The 3,455-nt window shown below is 67.5% G+C and carries 4 protein-coding genes; 2 read left to right on the top strand and 2 right to left on the bottom strand.

The features are described 5' to 3' along the window. A partial coding sequence (locus B2W70_RS02730) for an SDR family NAD(P)-dependent oxidoreductase (protein ID WP_286742593.1) occupies nt 1-531 on the top strand: 531 nt, incomplete at its 5' end. Between the two features lie 19 nt (nt 532-550). Here the strand turns inward: B2W70_RS02730 and B2W70_RS02725 are convergent. Continuing rightward, the gene (locus tag B2W70_RS02725) at nt 551-1,903 is read right to left on the bottom strand and encodes a HAMP domain-containing sensor histidine kinase (protein ID WP_286742591.1); all 1,353 of its coding nucleotides are present in this window, start codon (nt 1,901-1,903) and stop codon (nt 551-553) included. A 3-nt stretch (nt 1,904-1,906) separates the two neighbouring features. Beyond that, the gene (locus B2W70_RS02720; protein WP_286742590.1) at nt 1,907-2,605 is read right to left on the bottom strand and encodes a response regulator; all 699 of its coding nucleotides are present in this window, start codon (nt 2,603-2,605) and stop codon (nt 1,907-1,909) included. A gap of 139 nt (nt 2,606-2,744) precedes the next feature. Between B2W70_RS02720 and B2W70_RS02715 the strand changes: the two genes are divergently transcribed. Then, nucleotides 2,745-3,455: winged helix-turn-helix domain-containing protein (locus tag B2W70_RS02715; RefSeq protein ID WP_286742589.1), on the top strand; the 711-nt coding region annotated here is incomplete at its 3' end.

Here is a 3,455-nt window from a genome sequence, read left to right as displayed (position 1 = left end):
GAAGACTTCGAGTGGATCATGGGCATCAACTTCTGGGGCGTGGTGTGGGGCACGCAGGCCTTCCTGCCGCACCTCAAGCGCGCCGGTGAGGGCCACATCGTCAACACGTCCAGCCTGTTCGGCCTGCTGGCCTCGCCCACGCAAGGCACTTACAACGCCAGCAAGTTCGCGGTGCGCGGCTACACCGAAGCGTTGCGACAGGAGCTCGACATGGCCGCCTGCGGCGTGAGCGCCACCTGCGTGCACCCGGGTGGCATCCGCACGAACATCGCGCGGGCGGCCAAGATGGACGACAGCATGAACAAGGCCACCGGCGGTCAGGCCGAAGCCGCGCGTTCGCGCTTTGACAAGATGCTCAACGTGACGACCGCCGAGAGCGCTGCGCTGCAGATCCTGCGCGCGGTCGAGGGCAACAAGCGCCGCGTGCTGGTGGGCCCTGACGCGAAGATCATGGACTTCTTCGTGCGCTTGCTGGGCTCGTGGTACCAACCGGGCTCGGTGTGGCTGTCGGCCAAGTTGATGAAGGGCTGAAGCAGGGCGTGGCGCTGGCTCAGGCGGACTGAGACGGCACGCCTGCGCCCCCGGTTGAGCCTGACTGGTCAACAGGGTCGTGGCCACTGATGCTTTGCGGCAGCACGATGTCGATCACCAGCCCACCGCCGTCTCGGCGGCGCGCGGCGATGTCGCCACCGTGTGCACGCACCGCCCGCCGCGCGATGGCCAGGCCCAGGCCATGGCCCACGCCCTGGGTGCCGTTGTCGCCGCGCACAAAGGGGTCGAACATGGCCTTGAGCAGGGCATCCGATGCGCCCGGCCCTCGGTCGGCCACGCTCACCTTCAGGCGCCGCCCAGCCTCATCGGTGATGACGCTGGCGCTCACTTCGACGGCTGTGTCCGGCGCGGTGAACTTGATGGCGTTGCGGACCACGTTTTCAAAGGCACGGTAGAGCAGTTCGCCATCCACCTGCGCCACAAAGCGCCCTGGCGCCTGCAGCACCAGGCGCCTGCCAGCCGAGGCCGCTTCGAAGCTGGCGTCCTCGGCAATGCCTTGCAGCAGCTCGATCAGGTCGATGTGGTCGTTGCGCTGATGGCTGGCGCCGGCCTCCAAGCGGTGCAGCGTCAGCAGTTCGTTGACCAGGCCATCGAGTCGCTCGATTTCTCGGTCGATGCGCTCGACCATGGTGACCGCCTCGCTCGGGTCCTGGCGCAGCAGGCCCATGGCCGCACGCATGCGCCCCAGCGGCGAGCGCAGTTCGTGTGACAGGTCATGAAACAGACGCGTGCGCGCTTCGGTGAGCTGCTGCAGTTGCTCGGTCATGCGGTCGAAGCGATCGGCGAGGTCAACGATCTCGTCGCTGCGGCGGCCCATCAGCGGGCGGATGCGGGTGTCAAAGCGGCCAGCGGCCACGCGGTCCACGCCCCAGTGCAGCTGGCGCAAAGGTTTGGTCAGGTACCAGGCCAGCGCCAGGCTGGCCAGCAGGCTGCTGACCACGCCAGAAACGATGGGCACCAGGAAGAAGTAGCGGCTGCCCGGGCCTGGTGGCGGTGGGCCAGGCGGCCTGGGCCGCACGCCGGGCGCTGGCCAATGGTTGCCGGGTGCAACAGGGGCGACGGACGTGGCGCTCGCAGGCCCGCTCGAGGCGATGCCCGATGCCTCACCCGGGGTCTCACTCGGGGCCTCACCAGGGACCACCATCGGGGCCGAAGGCAAGGTGCCGGGCCAAGGGGGTGGTGGCACCTGAGAACCGGGCGGCCGCACGTCGATCACGTCCGATCGGTCTTTGCGAGGCGCCCCGAAACCCGCCCAGTCCATCACGAAGCGACCGGCCACGAAAGCCAGCAAGGTCGCGACCCAGAAGGTCAGGAAGAACTTGAGGAACAGCGATCGGGGCCACCAGGACATGGCTCAGTCTTTCAGCAATTGGTAGCCCAGGCCACGCACGCTCTGGATCCAGGGTTGGCCATCGGCACGCAGGCCCAGCTTCTGCCGGACGCTGGAGAGGTGGACGTCGATGCGCCGGTCATAAGGCGTCAAGGGCCGGCCCAATGCCTGCAACGAAATATCGGCCTTGGGCATGAGCTGCCCCGCGTGCCGAGCCAGCGTCAGCAGCAGCACGAACTCGGTGCCGGTCAAGCTCAGCACCTGGCCACGCCAGGTGGCTTCGCGGCGGCCGGGCCACATGCTCAGCAAGCCGGCTTCGATGACGTCCGCGGACGGGGGTGACGGTTCTGCTTCGGGCGGGGGATCGGTGCGCCGGAGCACGGCCCGGATGCGTGCCACCAGCTCGCCTGGCGTGCACGGCTTGGGCACGTAGTCGTCGGCCCCCATGTCCAGGCCCACGATGCGGTCGATGTTGTCGCCACGAGCGGTCAGCATGATCACGGGCGTGCGCCGGTTGGCGCGAATGCGGCGCAAGGCTTCCATGCCTGACAGCCTGGGCATCATCACGTCAAGCACGATGAGCGCATGGCCGCCCTGAAGGGCCAGGCGCACGCCTGACTCACCATCGTGGGCCAGTTCAACCTCGAACTGCTCGCGCTTGAGGTAGCGCGCGAGCATGCCGGTCAGCTCGATGTCGTCATCGACGAGCAGGATTTTTTTCATCGCGCCGCGAGTATCGCTTCGGGCGTGCGCTGTCGCTTGATCAGGCACCCGACTTTTACCCACCTTGACACACACTGCGGCCCACGGTGCGCACGAATGCCTAGGATGAAAGTCGCCTTGCACCTTGAAGTCCTGCGACATGACCGCACCCCGTTGCATCCTCGTGCGGCCGGCCGCCTGTGCCACCGCTGAACCCTTTGCGCTGGTGGCGCAACTGCCCCGGCATGGCATCGACCTGCGTTGCCTTGTCCGAGAACATGAACTTGAAGTGGCCGTGCGCGAACACGACGTGGCTGCGGTGCTCATTGCCAGCTTCGATGCCTGCGAGCCTGTGCTGCGGATGTGCCGCTGGCTGCATGAGCAGGGGCAAACGGCCATCCTGGCCCTGACCCCGAACGGCGACGACACCACCCGCATCCTGGCGCTGGAGAGTGGCGCCGACGATTGCGTGGACGAGTCATCGGACGCGCGCGAGGTGGCCGCGCGCATCCGTGCCGCCATCCGGCGCATGCGACCACCCAGCACGACACCTCGCCATCAAGCCCGCCTCGGTCAGTGGGAGTTCGATGCATTGCGACAGCAGTTGCAAGCACATGGCGAGCCCCCGGTTCCGCTGACACGGGCCGAGTGCCGCTTGCTTCAGGCCTTGCTGAGCCAACCCGGCCGACTGCTCTCGCGCGCGGACCTCACCGCGGCCTTGCCCCTGCGCGATCGGGCCACGGACAGCCGGGCCGTGGACCTGCTGGTCTCGCGTTTGAGACAGAAGCTGCATGCCCGCAACCCCTTTCAGCCCCTGATCCAGACGGTGCGTGGGCGAGGGTATCGGCTCGACCTGTCGGCCCTCGACACA

It is taken from the genome of Aquabacterium sp. UBA2148 (assembly GCF_002328915.1).
Taxonomy (GTDB): domain Bacteria; phylum Pseudomonadota; class Gammaproteobacteria; order Burkholderiales; family Burkholderiaceae_C; genus Aquabacterium; species Aquabacterium parvum.
Note: the sequence above shows the minus strand (reverse complement) of the source record. Positions and strands in the feature narration are given on the sequence as shown.

Coding starts and splice junctions, on each gene's coding strand:
- B2W70_RS02725 (WP_286742591.1), bottom strand. CDS start 1,903: ATGTCCTGGTGGCCCCGATCGCTGTTCCTCAAGTTCTTCCTGACCTTC.
- B2W70_RS02720 (WP_286742590.1), bottom strand. CDS start 2,605: ATGAAAAAAATCCTGCTCGTCGATGACGACATCGAGCTGACCGGCATG.